The sequence below is a fragment of the Pseudomonas sp. P105 genome (assembly GCF_032614175.1).
Taxonomy (GTDB): domain Bacteria; phylum Pseudomonadota; class Gammaproteobacteria; order Pseudomonadales; family Pseudomonadaceae; genus Aquipseudomonas; species Aquipseudomonas rhizophila.
Map to the genome: position 1 here is coordinate 738,696 of NZ_CP126693.1, position 12,591 is coordinate 751,286.

12 protein-coding genes are annotated in these 12,591 nt (G+C 61.6%); 7 read left to right on the forward strand and 5 right to left on the reverse strand.

The genetic code is table 11. The features are described 5' to 3' along the window. Window positions 1-4 precede the first annotated feature (4 nt). On the forward strand, window positions 5-796 hold the full coding sequence (locus tag QOM08_RS03150) for an AraC family transcriptional regulator (RefSeq protein ID WP_076382810.1): 792 nt from the start codon (window positions 5-7) through the stop codon (window positions 794-796). A gap of 225 nt (window positions 797-1,021) precedes the next feature. Continuing rightward, the gene (locus tag QOM08_RS03155) at window positions 1,022-1,915 is read left to right on the forward strand and encodes a PA4780 family RIO1-like protein kinase (protein WP_047227411.1); all 894 of its coding nucleotides are present in this window, start codon (window positions 1,022-1,024) and stop codon (window positions 1,913-1,915) included. A gap of 740 nt (window positions 1,916-2,655) precedes the next feature. On the opposite strand, the gene cueR is transcribed toward QOM08_RS03155, so the two are convergent. The 3 genes from cueR to QOM08_RS03170 form a co-directional block, all read right to left on the reverse strand. Then, window positions 2,656-3,069 (reverse strand): Cu(I)-responsive transcriptional regulator, encoded by a 414-nt coding sequence (cueR, locus tag QOM08_RS03160; protein ID WP_047227412.1) that lies wholly within the window; start codon window positions 3,067-3,069, stop codon window positions 2,656-2,658. After that, a complete protein-coding gene (locus tag QOM08_RS03165; protein WP_160891544.1) occupies window positions 3,066-5,459 on the reverse strand; it encodes a heavy metal translocating P-type ATPase in 2,394 nt (797 codons plus the stop codon). Before QOM08_RS03165 ends, cueR begins: the two co-directional genes overlap by 4 nt. Before the next feature lie 130 nt (window positions 5,460-5,589). After that, window positions 5,590-5,973 (reverse strand): hypothetical protein, encoded by a 384-nt coding sequence (locus tag QOM08_RS03170; protein WP_047227414.1) that lies wholly within the window; start codon window positions 5,971-5,973, stop codon window positions 5,590-5,592. 148 nt (window positions 5,974-6,121) lie between these two features. Between QOM08_RS03170 and QOM08_RS03175 the strand changes: the two genes are divergently transcribed. Further along, entirely contained in the window at window positions 6,122-6,319 is a 198-nt protein-coding gene (locus QOM08_RS03175) for a heavy-metal-associated domain-containing protein (protein WP_047227415.1), read from the forward strand. Window positions 6,320-6,415: 96 nt separating this feature from the next. Further along, on the forward strand, window positions 6,416-7,618 hold the full coding sequence (locus tag QOM08_RS03180) for a multidrug effflux MFS transporter (protein WP_076382806.1): 1,203 nt from the start codon (window positions 6,416-6,418) through the stop codon (window positions 7,616-7,618). Between the two features lies 1 nt (window position 7,619). Here the strand turns inward: QOM08_RS03180 and QOM08_RS03185 are convergent, their stop codons facing one another. Together QOM08_RS03185 and QOM08_RS03190 are read right to left on the reverse strand one after the other, a co-directional pair. Continuing rightward, window positions 7,620-7,790, reverse strand: a complete 171-nt coding sequence (locus QOM08_RS03185) for a hypothetical protein (protein WP_171061426.1) — start codon at window positions 7,788-7,790, stop codon at window positions 7,620-7,622. Between the two features lie 222 nt (window positions 7,791-8,012). Next, entirely contained in the window at window positions 8,013-9,026 is a 1,014-nt protein-coding gene (locus QOM08_RS03190) for a zinc-binding alcohol dehydrogenase family protein (RefSeq protein WP_047227417.1), read from the reverse strand. Between the two features lie 113 nt (window positions 9,027-9,139). Here QOM08_RS03190 and QOM08_RS03195 point away from each other — a divergent pair, with 113 nt between their 5' ends. From QOM08_RS03195 to QOM08_RS03205, 3 genes are all read left to right on the forward strand, one after another. Beyond that, window positions 9,140-10,069 (forward strand): LysR family transcriptional regulator, encoded by a 930-nt coding sequence (locus QOM08_RS03195; RefSeq protein WP_047227418.1) that lies wholly within the window; start codon window positions 9,140-9,142, stop codon window positions 10,067-10,069. Between the two features lie 201 nt (window positions 10,070-10,270). Then, the gene (locus QOM08_RS03200) at window positions 10,271-11,005 is read left to right on the forward strand and encodes an ArsR/SmtB family transcription factor (protein ID WP_047227419.1); all 735 of its coding nucleotides are present in this window, start codon (window positions 10,271-10,273) and stop codon (window positions 11,003-11,005) included. Between the two features lie 88 nt (window positions 11,006-11,093). Next, window positions 11,094-12,476: an MFS transporter gene (locus tag QOM08_RS03205; protein ID WP_139051239.1), complete on the forward strand. Its 1,383-nt coding sequence runs from the start codon at window positions 11,094-11,096 to the stop codon at window positions 12,474-12,476. Window positions 12,477-12,591 lie beyond the last annotated feature (115 nt).

Consider the following 12,591-nt stretch of genomic DNA (forward strand, 5'->3'; position numbering starts at 1 on the left):
ATCCATGCCGACTAACGGACACCAACAACTCGAAAGGCGCATTCCCGACCTGACGGAATTGCCCAGACCGCTTTATGCCCGTGTCGAAAGCTTGAGCGCCGGTTCGTGGACCCAGGCCCATCGTCATGATTGGGTGCAGTTTTCCTACGCCATCAGTGGCGTGCTGGGTGTGCACACCGCCGAAGGCAGTTTTTTCGCCCCGCCACAATGGGCCATCTGGATTCCTGCCGACCTGGAGCATCATGTGGTGACCTCCACCCGGGCAGAAATGCGCAGCCTTTATGTCCGTCGCGAAGCCTGTCCGTGGGCCGATGAACGCTGCCGAGTGCTGGAGGTCACGCCGCTGGCGCGGGAGCTGATCAAGGCTTTTTGTCAGTTGCCGGCCGATTACGCTCAGGGCGATACCCAGCAAGCGCGACTGGTGCAAGTGTTGCTGGACCAGTTGGCAACACTGCCGGAGGTTGGCTTTTGCCTGCCACTTCCCCGGCATGCGCGTCTGCTGGCGTTGTGCAACGAGCTGATCGAACAGCCCGACCAGAACGTGACTTTGCAAGTGTGGGCCGAGCGCCTGGGCACATCGGAAAAAACCCTGATGCGTCTGTTCCAGCGCGAAACCGGCCTGAGCTTTCGCGCCTGGCGCCAGCGCACTCGGTTGTTGTCGTCCTTGGGGTCGTTGGAAAAAGGCGATAGCGTGACCGGCGCGGCGTTGTCCTGTGGCTACGATTCCACGTCCGCTTTCATAGTGGCGTTCAAGGGGATGTTTGGATTGACCCCGGGGGAGTTGTTTAAACATTGAATCAGCTGCACTGGGCATGGCTGTCAGCTCTTGTCGCAAATGCCTTTGCATTCAGTTGCCAACGCTATGCGCTGTCTCGGCTATGATTCGGCTCGGTCGATTAATCCGGCACATTGTGTGCATCGAAGGGTTCATAAGTCGGCAACCCCTCCCCGTGGAGGGAGGATTGCCGTATAACGACTGTCATTCGCGTGTTCGGTAATAAAGGACCCACAATAAAAGCTGATGAAGACTCCAAAACGCATTGAACCCCTGATCGAGGACGGTCTGGTCGACGAGGTGCTGCGCCCACTCATGAGTGGTAAAGAAGCAGCTGTTTATGTGGTGCGCTGCGGCAACGAGTTACGTTGCGCCAAAGTCTACAAGGAGGCGAACAAGCGAAGTTTTCGTCAGGCGGCCGAATACCAGGAAGGCCGTAAGGTGCGTAACAGCCGCCAGGCCCGGGCCATGGCCAAGGGCTCCAAGTTCGGGCGCAAGGAAACTGAAGACGCCTGGCAGAATGCCGAAGTGGCGGCGCTGTTCCGGTTGGCCGGCGCGGGCGTGCGAGTGCCCAAGCCGTACGACTTCCTCGAAGGCGTGCTGCTGATGGAGCTGGTGGCTGACGAATACGGCGATGCGGCACCGCGTCTGAACGATGTGGTACTGGAGCCGGATCAGGCTCGTGAGTATCACGCGTTCCTGATCTCCCAGATTGTGTTGATGCTGTGTACCGGTCTGGTGCACGGTGACCTGTCGGAGTTCAACGTGCTGCTTACGCCGACGGGCCCGGTGATCATCGATCTGCCGCAGGCGGTGGACGCCGCTGGCAACAATCACGCCTTCAGCATGCTGGAGCGGGATGTGGGCAACATGGCGTCCTACTTCGGCCGGTTTGCCCCGGAGCTCAAGCGCACCCGGTACGCGAAGGAAATGTGGGCGTTGTATGAGGCCGGCACCTTGCACCCGGCCAGCGTGCTGACCGGCGAGTTCGATGAGCCGGAAGAGCTGGCGGATGTCGGCGGGATCATGCGTGAAATCGAGGCTGCCCGTCTGGACGAGGAACGCCGCCAGGCCGTCCGCGCCGCTGACGACGCTCCACCCGGCAAAACCGAAGAACCGCCTCCGCCGTGGATGCAGTGAGCGCTTGACCAGAAACCCGGCCCAGGCCGGGTTTTTTGTGGCCGCCCAAAAAATCCCACAGTGTTTTTGTGAGGCCCTCAACACCTGCGTCCGCCACCAACTCCCTGTGGGAGCGAGCCTGCTCGCGATAGCGGTGGATCAGCTTGCATGGATGTAGGATGTGCCGGCGTCATCGCGAGCAGGCTCGCTCCCACATTGGTTCTCGGGGGTATATGGATCCTGCGTCCTGCACAAATCCCCTGTGGGAGCGAGCTTGCTCGCGATAGCGGTGGATCAGCTTGCATGGATGTAGGATGTGCCGGCGTCATCGCGAGCAGGCTCGCTCCCACATTGGTTCTCGGGGGTATATGGATCCTGCGTCCTGCACAAATCCCCTGTGGGAGCGAGCTTGCTCGCGATAGCGGTGTATCAGCTTGCATGGATGTAGGATGTGCCAGCGTCATCGCGAGCAGGCTCGCTCCCACATTGGTTCTCGGGGGTATATGGATCCTGCGTCCTGCACAAATCCCCTGTGGGAGCGAGCTTGCTCGCGATAGCGGTGTATCAGCTTGCATGGATGTAGGATGTGCCGGCGTCATCGCGAGCAGGCTCGCTCCCACATTGGTTCTCGGGGGTATATGGATCCTGCGTCCTGCACAAATCCCCTGTGGGAGCGAGCTTGCTCGCGATAGCGGTGTATCAGCTTGCATGGATGTAGGATGTGCCGGCGTCATCGCGAGCAGGCTCACTCTCACCTTCGCTCAAGCATGCACTGTCTTCTCGCAACACCCCGACGCCAGTTCCTTGAGAATCGGGCAGTCCGGGCGGTGGTCGCCGTGGCAGTGTTCCACCAGGTCCTGGAGGGTGTCGCGTAGTTCGGCCAGTTCGCGGATTTTCTGGTTCAGTTCGTCGATGTGTTGCCGGGCCAGGGCCTTGACGTCGGCGCTGGCGCGTTGGCGGTCCTGCCAGAGGGTCAGCAATTTGCCGACCTCTTCCAATGAAAACCCAAGGTCCCGGGAGCGCTTGATAAAGGCCAGGGTGTGCAGGTCATCGGCACCGTAGATCCGGTAGCCGCTGTCGGTGCGATGAGCCGCCTTGAGCAGGCCAATTGACTCGTAGTACCGGATCATCTTCGCACTCAGGCCGCTCTGGCGGGCGGCTTGGCCGATGTTCATCGCTTGTCCTCCAGGTGTTTGGGTGTCCAGAGTTTCAACAGTAACGCATTGCTCACCACGCTGACGCTCGACAAGGCCATGGCCGCGCCGGCCAACACCGGGTTGAGGAAGCCGAATGCCGCCAGGGGAATACCGATCAAGTTGTAGACGAATGCCCAGAACAGGTTCTGACGGATCTTGGCGTAGGTCTTGCGGCTGATCTCCAGCGCCGCGGGCACTAGCCGTGGATCACCGCGCATGAGGGTAATACCGGCGGCGTGCATTGCCACGTCGGTGCCGCCGCCCATGGCAATGCCAATGTCCGCGGCGGCGAGGGCCGGGGCGTCGTTGATGCCGTCGCCTACCATGGCCACCACCGCATGGGTTTTCAACTGCTGGACGATGGCGGACTTGTCGGCCGGCAGTACTTCGGCATGAACGTTGGCGATGCCCAATGCCTCGGCCACCACCCGGGCACTGCCGCGGTTGTCGCCAGTCAGCAGGTGGCTGCCGATATGGCGTTCATTCAGGGCGTGTACGGCCGCCAGGGCGCCGGGCTTGAGTGTGTCGCCGAAAGCGAACAGGCCCAGCACCCGTGGCGTGGCGTTTTGCTCAATCAGCCAGGACAGGGTTCGGCCCTCGGTCTCCCAGGCCTGGGCCGACTCGCTCAGCGAACCGGGGGCCAGGCCCAGTTCGTCCAGCAAACGTCGGTTACCGAGGGCCAGGCGCTGCCCGTCCAGGCTGCCGGCAATACCGCGTCCGGTCAGCGACTGGCTGTCGTTGATGTCCGGGACAACCAGGCCGCGCTCCGCACACGCATCCAGCACCGCCTTGGCGAGGGGGTGTTCGCTGCCGCGTTGCAGTGCGCCGGCCATTTGCAGCAGCTTGTCTTCGTCACCGTCCAGGGCGCTCAAGTGGGCGATGCGTGGTGTGCCGGAAGTCAAGGTTCCGGTCTTGTCGAACACCACGGTGTCGACTTCATGGGCGCGCTCCAAGGCCTCGGCATCCTTGATCAGGATTCCATGGCGGGCAGCCACCCCGGTGCCGGCCATGATTGCTGTGGGTGTCGCCAGACCGAGGGCGCACGGGCAGGCGATCACCAGCACGGCGACAGCGTTGATCAGCGCTGTCTCCAGGGGGGCGCCATACAACCACCAGCCGATCAACGTCGCCAATGCCAGCACCAGCACGACCGGCACGAAGACCTGGCTGACTTTATCCACCAGCTTTTGAATGGGGGCCTTGGCCGCCTGGGCGTCTTCCACCAGGCGGATGATGCGCGCCAGGACGGTTTCCGTGCCCAGGGCCAGGGTGCGCACCAGCAGGCGGCCTTCGCCGTTGATGGCACCGCCCGTCACCTTGTCGCCGGGCTGTTTGGGCACCGGCAGGCTTTCGCCACTGATCAAGGCTTCGTCAGCGTGACTCTGGCCTTCCAGCACTTCGCCGTCCACCGGGAAGCGTTCGCCTGGCTTGACCAGCACCCGATCATTCAAGCGCAGGGCGCTGATGGCGACGTCCCGCTCCTGCCCGTCAATGACCTGAATCGCCCGCTCCGGTCGCAAGGCTTCGAGGGCGCGGATAGCACTGGCGGTTTGGCGCTTGGCGCGGCTTTCCAGGTATTTGCCGAGCAATACCAGGGCAATCACCACGGCCGAGGCCTCGAAATACAGGTGCGGCATGCTGCCAGGGCGGGCGATGGCCCATTCATAAATGCTCAAGCCATAACCCGCGCTGGTGCCCAGGGCCACCAGCAGATCCATGTTCCCGGCCCCGGCACGCACGGCCTTGTAGGCCGCGATATAGAAGCGCGCACCGAAAATGAACTGCACCGGCGTCGCCAAAGCGAATTGAACCCAGGCCGGCAGCATCCAATGCACGCCAAACGGTTGCAAAAGCATGGGCAGCACTAACGGTACGGACAGCAAAATCGCCAGCACCAAGGCCAGGCGCTCGCGATTCAGGCGATTGCTTTGTGCGTCATGGGGTTGCTCGGCCTGCCAGACACTGGCGTCATAACCGGCGCCCTTGACCGCATCGATCAGGGTTTGCAGGTCGACCCGGCCGAGCAAGTCCAGGTGGGCCCGTTCGTTGGCGAGGTTGACGCTGACACGGTTCACCCCGGCGACTTTGCTCAGGGCACGCTCGATCCGGCCGACGCATGAGGCACAGGTCATTCCCTCGATGGACAGTTCCAGCGTCTGGACGGGGACACTGTAGCCGGCCTGTTCGACGGCCTGCATCAAGGCTGGCAGGCTGCCCTCGGGCGCCTGGATCCGCGCCTGTTCGGTCGCCAGGTTCACGCTGACGGCGCTGGCCCCTGTGACGTTGCTCAAGGCGCGCTCGACCCGCCCGGCGCAGCTGGCACAGGTCATCCCGGCAATCGGCAGATCGAAAAGGGTGGATTCAGACATCGGACAGGCTCCCTGTAGTGAATGACTACAGGATCAACCTTGCCACGCCGGGAAGGTCAAGCGCTAATCCAAACGCTTGCACACACACACCTTGTGGGAGCGGGCTTGCTCCCACTTTTTATCTAAGGGGTCAATAACCCAGCTCAGCCGGCTTGAGATACATCCCTTCCTGGGTCATGGCAATGCGGAACTTCAGTATGTCGCCAGCCTTGAGCGTCACATCCTGCGACCCCGGCGCAAGCATGCCCGGGCTGCAGCCCGGCGCCTGGCCTGGCAGCAGCTTCAAGCGCAAGGAGAATTTTCCGGGTGGCAGGTTGAAGGAGGTGCTCTGTTCCTGGAACAAACGCCCCGAGAGCTGATCGCCGATATAGATGCCGATTTCGCAGGAAGTCGGCACTTCCAGGCGCTCGCGGGAAATGATCAGCACGCCGTAGTCTTCGCCGACGGCCAACGCCTGAGGGCTCACCGCTGACAAACCGAGCATGCAAAACAGGCTGAACGCTGACCAGCGCATGGCTGAACCTCCGGTGTGAAATCCTTGATGTGTGCAGCTTGGCCGAGCTTGGCAGCGATTGCCAGCCCGGCAGTTTTCGTCAGAACTTGACCTTTCCATGATGGCAAGCTTGAAACTGCTGGCAACCTCAATCCCAAGGAGTCATCTCATGCAAACATTCAATGTTCAGGGAATGTCCTGCGGTCACTGCGTCAAGGCCATCACCCAGGCTGTGCAGGCCAAGGATCCGGCGGCGCAGGTGCAGATCGATCTGGGCGCCAGGACCGTTCAGGTCCAGAGTTCGTTGTCGGTCGATGCCGTGCTCCAAGCCATTAAAGAGGAGGGGTACGAGGCCAGTCCCGCCTGAGATTTTTTAATAGTTAGCGACCTATCGGAATGTTCAAGAGCGCCCGGCAGGGCTAGACTGTCGGGCTGCTGACTGACGCCTGAACCTGGACGCCCGATGAACTTCCGTACCATTCTGATTCTTGGCGCCTTGAGCGCATTCGGTCCCTTGGCGATCGATTTCTATCTGCCGGCTTTCCCGGCCATGGCGACTGCCTTCGGCACCGACGAAAATCACATCCAACTGACCCTGGCGGCTTATTTCCTCGGATTGTCCATCGGGCAACTGGCTTATGGGCCGGTGGCGGATCGCTTCGGCCGGCGCATTCCATTGCTGACGGGCGTCGGTCTGTTCACCCTGGCTTCTCTGGCCTGTGCCTATGCGCCGAGTCTGGAATGGCTGATCGGTGCCCGTTTCGTCCAGGCTCTGGGCGGATGCGCCGGCATGGTGATTTCCCGGGCGGTGGTCAGCGACAAATGCGACGCGGTGGGCTCGGCCAAGGTGTTCTCGCAACTGATGCTGGTGATGGGGCTGGCGCCGATCCTCGCGCCAATGCTTGGCGGGCTGTTGGTGAACCTGCATGGCTGGCAATCGATCTTCATTGCCCTGACGCTGTTCAGCGCACTGGCGGCGACGGCCGTGGCATTGTGGCTGCCGGAAAGTCTGCCGGCCCATGTGCCGCGTCAACCATTGTCCGGGGCGTTGCGCCAATATGGTCGACTGTTGACCGACACGGTCTACCTCGGGCATGCCTTGACGGGAGGTATCGCTATCGCCGGGATGTTTGCCTACATTGCCGGTTCGCCTTTCGTCTTCATCAAGCTCTACGGTGTGCCGGCCGAACACTTCGGCTGGCTGTTCGGCACCAACGCGGCGGGTTTTATCCTGGTGGCACAGGTCAACGCCCGGTTGTTGTCCAAACGTGGGCCGGCATTCCTGCTGTCGCGCGCGGTGTGGGTCTATCTCGCCGCCGGGCTGTGTTTGTTGGCGGTCAGTTCCTTGCACCCTGAGCGGTTGTGGCCGTTATTGATTCCGCTGTTCATTTGCATCGCCAGCCTGGGTTGCATCCTGCCCAATGCCTCGGCTTGCGCCATGAGTGGACAGGGTGCTCGTGCCGGTAGCGCCTCGGCGATGCTGGGATGCCTGCAGTTTTCGGTGGCCGCCGGTGCCGCCGCATTGGTGGCGGCGCTGCACGATGGCAGTGCCGTGCCGATGGCGATGGTCATCAGCCTTTGCGGGTTATTGGTGGTGGGTGCAGCGATGCTGACCCGCCGCCTGCAACAGGCCCGGACACTGGCACAAGCCAGTGGCCAGGACTGATTCAGCCGGCCGCTCGCTGCTGCTGTTCAGGGTAGCGGTGAGGTGCGTGAATACGCGCTTGCAGGGTGGTGGCGAAAGCCTGGGCCTCGGCCTCGGTGCGGAAGGTCACGACGTGTTGGTCAAGACGCACTTGCCACTGGGATTTTGCCACTTCTTTTATCAGGATCTTCATTGCTGACCTCCTCACGTAAAAGATTGTGCTGCAAAGGCCTCGAGTGTAGACCTGAATGCGATCGCAATTGTGACAAGGGTCAATTCTCAGACTGACGGTGCAGGTTTTTTTTGTGGGAGCAAAGCTTGCTCGCGATACGCGACGACTTGGCCTGACGGGGAACCGCGCGACCTTCATCGCGAGCAAGCTTTGCCTCTACAAAAACCGCCCCCTTATCGGTGGTTAGAAACCTTCAAGCACAATCTTGCCTTTGGCTTTTCCGCTTTCCAGCAGGGCATGGGCCCGGCGCAGGTTTTCGGCGTTGATGGTGCCAAAGTGCTCGCCCACGGTGGTCTGCAATGTGCCGGCATCGATTAGCGCGGCGACGCGGTTGAGCAGGTTATGTTGCTCAATCATGTCCGCCGTTTCGAACAGTGAGCGGGTGTACATGAACTCCCAATGCAACGACAGGCTCTTGCGCTTGAGTTTGGTCACATCCAGCGCCTTGGGATCATCGATCAGCGCCAGTTTGCCTTGGGGCGCCAGGGCTTCCACCAATTGATCCAGATGCAGATCGGTGTGGGTCAGGCTGGCGACATGGGTCACCTGAGCCTGGCCTGCCTGCTTTAATACATCGCTCAGCGGATGGCTATGGTCCACGACCAGATCGGCACCCAGGCCTCTTACCCAGTCCTGTGTCTGCGGCCGGGAAGCGCTGCCAATCACTTTCAGTGCGGTGAGCTGGCTGGCCAGTTGCGTCAGTATCGAGCCGACACCTCCTGCAGCGCCGACGATCAACAGGCTTTGCCCCTGATCCTCCTGGCCTTCCTGGATTTGCAGGCGCTCGAACAGCAATTCCCACGCGGTAATGGCCGTCAGCGGCAGGGCAGCGGCTTCGGCGAAACCGAGCGTCTTGGGCATCTGGCCGACGATACGTTCATCCACCACATGCAATTGACTGTTGCCGCCGGCGCGGGCAATGGAGCCGGCGTAGAACACTTTGTCGCCCGCCTTGAACAGCGTGACCTCATTGCCCACCGCCTTGACCACGCCGGCCACGTCCCAACCCAGCACTTTGGCTGCGCCGTCTTCAGGCTGGACGTTCTGGCGAATTTTCGTGTCGACCGGGTTGACCGAAATGGCTTTGACTTCCACCAGCAGGTCCCGAGGGCCGGCGGTGGGTTCCGGCAGTTCAATGTCCTGCAGCGATTGCGGGTCGGTGATCGGTAACGAATGGTAGTAGGCGATGGCTTTCATAGGGCGGCTCCTTGAAGTGAGTTCGATGAAGCCAATGGTTAGCTATTTATCGCCGAGATAAAACCGGCTAAAAGAACAGGCTCTTTCAATGTTTTTTTGATAATGAGGCCGTCATGCTTCGATTCGACGACTTGCAGTTGTTCGTCCGGGCCGCAGACCTGGGCAGCCTGTCTGCCGCGGCCAGGGTCATGGACCTGTCGGCGGCGGTGGCCAGCGCCGCATTGAAGCGGATAGAACAACACTTGGGCGCCCGGCTGTTGGCGCGCTCTACCCGCAGTTTGCGCCTGACGGCCGAGGGCGAAGGCTTCCTTGAGTATGCCCGCGCGGCGCTGAGCAGCCTCGACGAAGGACGCAGGTTATTGACCAGCGGCCAGGACCAGGTCAGCGGGGTGTTGCAGTTGTCCGCCCCCTCGGACTTGGGACGCAACCTGCTGCTGCCCTGGCTGGACGCGTTCCAGGAGGAGCATCCGGGGCTGACCGTGCGACTGCTGCTGGGTGATCGCATCGCTGATCTGTTCAAGCAGCCGGTGGACGTCGCGTTGCGTTATGGCGAGCCGGAAGATTCGAGCCTGGTGGCCCTGCCGGTCGCGCCGGATAACCGCCGGGTGCTGTGTGCATCGCCCAGTTACCTGGCTCGGCATGGCGAACCTGTTCAGTTGGAGCAACTGGCCCAGCACAATTGCCTGTTGTACATGCTCGGCACGCGGGTTCATGACCGTTGGCGTTTTCATGACGGCAAACGGGAAATGAGCCTGACCGTCAGCGGCGACCGCTTCAGCGACGATGCCGATGTGGTGCGTCGCTGGGCGGTGGCAGGCGCGGGGATCGCTTACAAGTCCTGGCTGGACGTTTCAACCGATGTGTTGGCCGGACGTTTGAAAATCCTTCTGCCGCATCTGCAATGCGAACGCGCGCCGCTCAATCTGCTGTGTGCTCACCGAGCGCAACTGAGCAAACCCATCAATCTGCTGCGGGAAATGCTCAAGCTGCGTTGTGGCCGGTTGACGGCACAATTTGCCCTCTCGACGGGGGACGACCATTAGTCGCGCGTAAATAGAGACTTTTCCCTCACGAACAATCGCCTCCAAAGGTTTCCGGAGGACAGGAAACCTCGATCCGCACGCTTATACTAGCGGCCGCCTGAAGCGGCGCGCGATTTGCGGCGGTCGAGCCGCTTTGGGCGGCCCCATTGCTGGTCACTAGCGCCAGAGCAGTAGACGAATGATTCAACAGGGAGTGAATACATGGAACATGCACCTTGCATCAGCCAGATCGCCACGCTGCTGGCCGACCCAAAACGCAGCGCAATGATGTGGGCCTTGATGGACGGCACTGCGCGGCAGGCTGAAGAGCTGGCGTTGCTGGCCGGGCTGTCGCCGTCTTCGGCCAGCGCTCATCTGGGCCGTCTGTCCGCCGGTGGCCTGTTGAAAGTCGAAGCCCGTGGCCGCAAACGGTTTTTCCGCCTGGCGGCACCCGAGATCGGCGCTGCCGTCGAAGCGCTGGCCAGCGCGACCCTGGCCAGTACGCCGCGCCAGCTTCCGGAAGTCTTCAAGCGCGGAGTCATGCCGGGCAAGGCCCCGTCGGCTCCCGCTTCGTTGATGCGGGCCAGGCTTTGCGAAGACCATCTGGGCGGCACCCTGGCGGCCGACCTGTATCAGCGCCTGCTGGATGCCGGATGGATCGAGCAGGGCGACCAGCGGGTGATCGTGACTCACAAAGGTGCCAATGAGCTGGCCGGGCACGGCCTGTTCATCCAGGCGCTGGCCCACCGCAACGCCCGCACCGCTTGTGCCTGCCCGGACTGGAGCGAGCGACGTCCGCACCTGGGGGGCGCCTTGGGTGCTGCGTTGCTGCAACTGTTCATGCAGTCCGGTTGGCTGAGCTTGCCCAACGACTCCAGGGCCTTGCAGGTAACGGTGCTTGGCCAGCAGGAAATCCATCGGTTCGCCACGCAGGACACCGTGGAAATGGCGTTCTAGGGCTGCCGACAGGTCGTATTCAGCAATAGCCTCCAGCAAGGTTCGCGCACACTCGAACCTGGGATTTTTTTGGATTGGGGGAAACAGCATGGATACTCACGGCTACAGCGCGGCGGAACGTCTGGAGCGACTGCCCATCAGCGGCTACCACCGGATTATTTTCATCATTATTGCCTTGGCGTTTTTCTTCGACTCCATGGACCTGGCCATGATGACGTTCCTGCTGGGCTCGATCAAAGCCGAGTTTGGCTTAAGCACCGCCCAGGCAGGTTTGCTCGCCAGCTCCAGTTTCTTTGGCATGGTACTGGGAGCATCGCTGTCGGGCATGCTGGCCGATCGGTTCGGGCGCAAGCCGGTGTTCCAGTGGAGCATCGTGTTGTGGGGCGTCGCCAGTTATTTGTGCTCGACCGCCCAGAGCGTCGATTCACTGATGCTGTTCCGTATCCTGCTGGGTATCGGCATGGGCATGGAGTTTCCGATCGCTCAGTCGATGCTCTCGGAACTGATCCCGGCCACACGCCGAGGCCGCTATATCGCGTTGATGGATGGCTTCTGGCCGTTGGGTTTCGTGGCGGCGGGCGTGCTGTCGTATTTCCTGTTGCCGGTGATCGGCTGGCGCGACATCTTCCTGGTGTTGGCGGTGCCGGCGGTGTTCGTCCTGGTCATTCGCTTCTTCATTCCCGAGTCGCCGCGCTGGCTGGAACAGGCCGGCCGGGGGGACGAGGCGGACGCCGTGCTCAAGCGAATCGAAGACAAGGTCCGAGCCTCGTTGGGACGTGGAGAATTGCCTGAACCGATTCGTCTGCCGAGGGGCGAGAGCACGCCGGGCAATTTCTTTTCGGCCCTGGCGCAGATCTGGTCACCGCTGTATCGCCAGCGCACGATGATGATCTGGAGCGTCTGGTTCTTCGCCTTGCTCGGTTTTTATGGCCTGACGTCCTGGCTCAGTGCCTTGTTGCAGCAGTCCGGATTCGCCGTGACCCAGTCGGTGTATTACACCGTGCTGATTTCCTTGGGCGGGATTCCCGGCTTCCTCATGGCGGCGTGGCTGGTGGAGCGCTGGGGACGTAAACCGGTGTGCGTGGTCACGTTGCTGGGTGGCGGGGTGATGGCGTTTCTTTATGGTCAGAGCGCGGTGTTTGGCGGCAACGTGGGCCTGCTCATCGGCACCGGGCTTTTGATGCAGTTCTTCCTGTTCGGCATGTGGGCGGTGCTCTACACCTACACGCCAGAGCTGTACCCCACCTCGGCACGGGCCACGGGCTCGGGTTTTGCCTCGGCTGTCGGTCGCATTGGTTCGCTGCTCGGGCCCCTGGTCACCGGATTGGTGTTTCCCATTACCGGACAGGGCGGTGTGTTCGCCCTGGGCGCGCTGTGCTTCGCCGTGGCGGCGGGGGTGGTCTGGTTGTTTGGCGTGGAGACGCGGGGCAAGACATTGGAGGAGTTGAGCGAGGGTACGGTGGCCGGTTAAACCACTTCACTCTTGTGGGAGCGAGCCTGCTCGCGATGGCGGTAAGTCAGGCGACATCGATGTCGAATGTCATGCTGCTATCGCGAGCAGGCTCGCTCCCACAAAGGGGCATCAC

What these genes read in the sequence shown, in the direction of transcription:
- QOM08_RS03205 (WP_139051239.1), top strand. Translation starts at nt 11,094, where the DNA reads ATGGATACTCACGGCTACAGCGCGGCGGAACGTCTGGAGCGACTGCCC.
- QOM08_RS03175 (WP_047227415.1), top strand. Translation starts at nt 6,122, where the DNA reads ATGCAAACATTCAATGTTCAGGGAATGTCCTGCGGTCACTGCGTCAAG.
- QOM08_RS03195 (WP_047227418.1), top strand. Translation starts at nt 9,140, where the DNA reads ATGCTTCGATTCGACGACTTGCAGTTGTTCGTCCGGGCCGCAGACCTG.
- QOM08_RS03190 (WP_047227417.1), bottom strand. Translation starts at nt 9,026, where the DNA reads ATGAAAGCCATCGCCTACTACCATTCGTTACCGATCACCGACCCGCAA.
- QOM08_RS03165 (WP_160891544.1), bottom strand. Translation starts at nt 5,459, where the DNA reads ATGTCTGAATCCACCCTTTTCGATCTGCCGATTGCCGGGATGACCTGT.
- QOM08_RS03200 (WP_047227419.1), top strand. Translation starts at nt 10,271, where the DNA reads ATGGAACATGCACCTTGCATCAGCCAGATCGCCACGCTGCTGGCCGAC.
- QOM08_RS03180 (WP_076382806.1), top strand. Translation starts at nt 6,416, where the DNA reads ATGAACTTCCGTACCATTCTGATTCTTGGCGCCTTGAGCGCATTCGGT.
- cueR (WP_047227412.1), bottom strand. Translation starts at nt 3,069, where the DNA reads ATGAACATCGGCCAAGCCGCCCGCCAGAGCGGCCTGAGTGCGAAGATG.
- QOM08_RS03155 (WP_047227411.1), top strand. Translation starts at nt 1,022, where the DNA reads ATGAAGACTCCAAAACGCATTGAACCCCTGATCGAGGACGGTCTGGTC.
- QOM08_RS03170 (WP_047227414.1), bottom strand. Translation starts at nt 5,973, where the DNA reads ATGCGCTGGTCAGCGTTCAGCCTGTTTTGCATGCTCGGTTTGTCAGCG.
- QOM08_RS03150 (WP_076382810.1), top strand. Translation starts at nt 5, where the DNA reads ATGCCGACTAACGGACACCAACAACTCGAAAGGCGCATTCCCGACCTG.
- QOM08_RS03185 (WP_171061426.1), bottom strand. Translation starts at nt 7,790, where the DNA reads ATGAAGATCCTGATAAAAGAAGTGGCAAAATCCCAGTGGCAAGTGCGT.